Source organism: Sphingopyxis sp. (assembly GCF_041916015.1).
Classification (GTDB): domain Bacteria; phylum Pseudomonadota; class Alphaproteobacteria; order Sphingomonadales; family Sphingomonadaceae; genus Sphingopyxis.
In genome coordinates, this window is the sequence record NZ_JAYSAH010000105.1 from 1 (window position 1) to 3,041 (window position 3,041).

At 67.3% G+C, this 3,041-nt stretch carries 4 protein-coding genes; all 4 read right to left on the bottom strand.

The annotated features are described in order from the left end of the window. Positions 1 to 164 (bottom strand): DUF167 domain-containing protein (locus ACE3SL_RS15085; protein WP_374526541.1); only part of this gene is annotated, 164 nt, incomplete at its 3' end. Positions 165 to 229: 65 nt separating this feature from the next. Then, positions 230 to 1,225 carry an NADPH:quinone oxidoreductase family protein gene (locus ACE3SL_RS15090; RefSeq protein WP_374526542.1) on the bottom strand — a complete coding sequence of 332 codons (996 nt, stop codon included), beginning with the start codon at positions 1,223 to 1,225 and terminating at the stop codon, positions 230 to 232. A gap of 12 nt (positions 1,226 to 1,237) precedes the next feature. Further along, positions 1,238 to 1,831, bottom strand: coding sequence for a 3-isopropylmalate dehydratase small subunit (gene leuD, locus ACE3SL_RS15095; RefSeq protein WP_374526539.1), 594 nt, complete (start codon positions 1,829 to 1,831; stop codon positions 1,238 to 1,240). Between the two features lie 226 nt (positions 1,832 to 2,057). Then, a partial coding sequence (locus tag ACE3SL_RS15100) for a 3-isopropylmalate dehydratase large subunit (RefSeq protein ID WP_374526540.1) occupies positions 2,058 to 3,041 on the bottom strand: 984 nt, incomplete at its 5' end.

The following is a 3,041-nucleotide window of genomic DNA, read 5'->3' on the forward strand; positions in this document are numbered from 1 at the left end:
CGCAGCAGCGTCAGGTCGCGGCGCGGCCGGTCGAGCGCGGCGGCGAGCAGTACCAGCACCGCGTCGTTCGCCGCGCCGTCGGCGGGCGGCGCGGTGACGCGGAGTTGCACGCCGCCATCGACGATCTTCACCTCGTCGCGGCGCGCGCCCGGCGTGACCCGCACCTCGATCCGCCCCGGCGCGGCGAGGTCGCGCAGCGCCGCGGTCAGCGCGGGATCGGGCCGGATTTTCAGACGGTGACGACCAGCTTGCCGACCGCGCTGCGATCGCCAAGCTTCGCAATCGCCTTGCCGCCATCGGCGAGGCTATAGGTGCCGGTGACGCGCGGCTGGATCTTGCCCTGCTCCCAAAGCTGGAACAGCCGTGCGATATTGGCGCGATTGCGCGCCGGTTCGCGCATCACGAACGCCCCCCAGAAGACGCCCGCGACGTCGCAGCTCTTGAGCAAAGTCAGGTTGAGCGGCAGGCGCGGAATGCCGGCGGGGAAGCCGACGACGAGGTAGCGGCCTTCCCACGCGATCGAGCGCAGCGCAGGCTCGGCATAATCGCCGCCCACCGCGTCATAGATGACGTTCGCGCCATTGGGGCCGACCGCTTCCTTGAACTTGTTCGCGAGTTCCTTCGACTGATCCTTGTCGAACGGCTGGCGGCCATAGACGACCACCGCGTCGGCGCCGGCCTGACGTGCGATTTCGCCCTTCTCCTCGCTCGATACGCCCGCGACGACACGCGCGCCGAACGCCTTGCCCAGCTCGACCGCCGCGATCCCGACGCCGCCCGAGGCGCCGAGGACAAGCAGCGTATCGCCTTCCTTGATATGGCCGCGATCGACGAGCGCGTGGATGCTGGTGCCATAGGTCATCAGCAGCGAGGCGCCTTCGGCAAAGCCGTGCGCTTCGGGCAGATGGTAGACGTTGTGGACGCTGACCGCGACGGCTTCGGACATGCCGCCATTGCCGCAGCCGGCGATCACGCGGTCGCCGACCTTGAATTCGGTCACGCCCTCGCCGACCTCGGCGACAAGGCCCGCGACTTCTCCGCCGGGGGCGAAGGGGCGTTCGGGGCGGAACTGATATTTATCCTCGATGATCAGCACGTCGGGGAAGTTGACCGCGCAGGCCTTCACATCGATCACGATCTGCCCCTTGCCCGCGGTCGGGCGCGGCAGTTCGCCCAGGACGAGCGTTTCGGGGCCGCCGGTTGCGGTCGACAAGAGAGCCTTCATCATCTTCTCCTTTTATGCTGCTACGGGCCGCATCCATGGCCGATCGGCGTCGAGCTTCGTCTCATAGGCGCCGATCGCCGCGTCGCTCTTTTCGGTCAGCGAAATCTCGTCGAGCCCTTCGAGCAGGCACATCTTGCGGAACGGGTCGATCTCGAAGGTGAAGCGGTCCTGAAAGGGCGTCGTCACCGTCTGCGTGTCGAGATCGACATGTACGGGATCGGTTTGTGCCACCTCCATCAGCCGGTCGATCGCCGCCTGCGGCAGCACGACGGGGAGTATCCCGTTCTTGACCGCATTGCCCGAGAAAATGTCCGAATAGCTGGGCGCGATCACGACGCGGATGCCGAGATCGCCGAGCGCCCAGGCCGCATGTTCGCGGCTCGACCCGCAGCCGAAATTGTCGCCCGCGATCAGGATCGGCGCGCCCTGATATTCGGGACTGTCGAAGAGGTTATCGGGGTCCTTGCGGATCGCCTCGAACGCGCCGCGCCCCATGCCTTCGCGCGTGGTGGTCTTCAGCCAGTGCGCCGGAATGATGACGTCGGTATCGACATTCTTGAGCCCGAACGGAATCGCGCGGCCTTCGACTTTCTCCAGCGGGGTCATGCCGCGCCTCCAATAATGATCGGATCATTTTGGTTCACGCGGAGACGCGGAGACGCGGAGAAAATATCCCGTCGCCCCCGCGAAGGGCGACCAGAGTCACGAGCCGCTGGACGCGGCCGCCGTCGGCGTAGCGCAAACTTGCAAGCGGCCCCCGCCTTCGCGGAGGCGACGATCGGCGCTCTCCGCGTCTCCGCGTCTCCGCGTGAATCCCGGAATCGCTGTGCCATCATCCCATCAACTCTCTGACATCGGTGAGCTTGCCCGTCACCGCCGCCGCCGCCGCCATCGCGGGGCTGACCAGATGCGTGCGGCTACCCGGACCCTGACGGCCGACGAAATTGCGGTTGCTGGTGCTGGCGCAGCGTTCGCCCGCGGGCACCTTGTCTGGATTCATCGCGAGGCAGGCCGAACAGCCCGGCTCGCGCCATTCGAGCCCAGCGTCGGTGAAGATGCGGTCGAGCCCCTCGGCCTCGGCCTGCGCCTTGACCAGCCCCGATCCGGGGACGACGATCGCCCATTTGACGTTGGCGGCCTTCTTGCGGCCCTTCACGATCGCGGCGGCGGCGCGCATGTCCTCGATACGGCTGTTGGTGCAGCTTCCGATGAAGATATTTTCGATCGCCACGTCCTGCATCCGCGTGCCGGGTTCGAGCCCCATATAGGCGAGCGACTTGGCCGCCGCGACCTGCTTCGACGGATCGGCGAAGCTCGCGGGGTCGGGCACCACGCCGGTGATCGGCACGACATCCTCGGGGCTGGTGCCCCAGGTGACGCTCGGCGCGATATCGGCGGCGTCGATCACCACGACCTTGTCATAAGTCGCGCCCGGATCGGTCGCGAGGCTTTTCCACCAGGCGACCGCGGCGTCCCAGTCGGCGCCTTTCGGCGCATAGGGGCGGCCCTTCAGATAGGCGAAGGTCGTCTCGTCGGGCGCGATCAGTCCGGCGCGCGCGCCGCCCTCGATCGCCATGTTGCTGACCGTCAACCGGCCCTCGATCGACAGGGCGCGGATCGCGCTGCCGGTATATTCGATGACATGGCCGGTGCCGCCGGCGGCGCCGATCGTGCCGGTGATGTGGAGGATGATGTCCTTCGCGGTGACGCCGGGGCCGACCTCGCCCTCGACGCGCACTTCCATCGTCTTCGACGGTTGCAGCAGCAGGGTCTGCGTCGCGAGCACATGCTCGACCTCGCTCGTCCCGATGCCGAA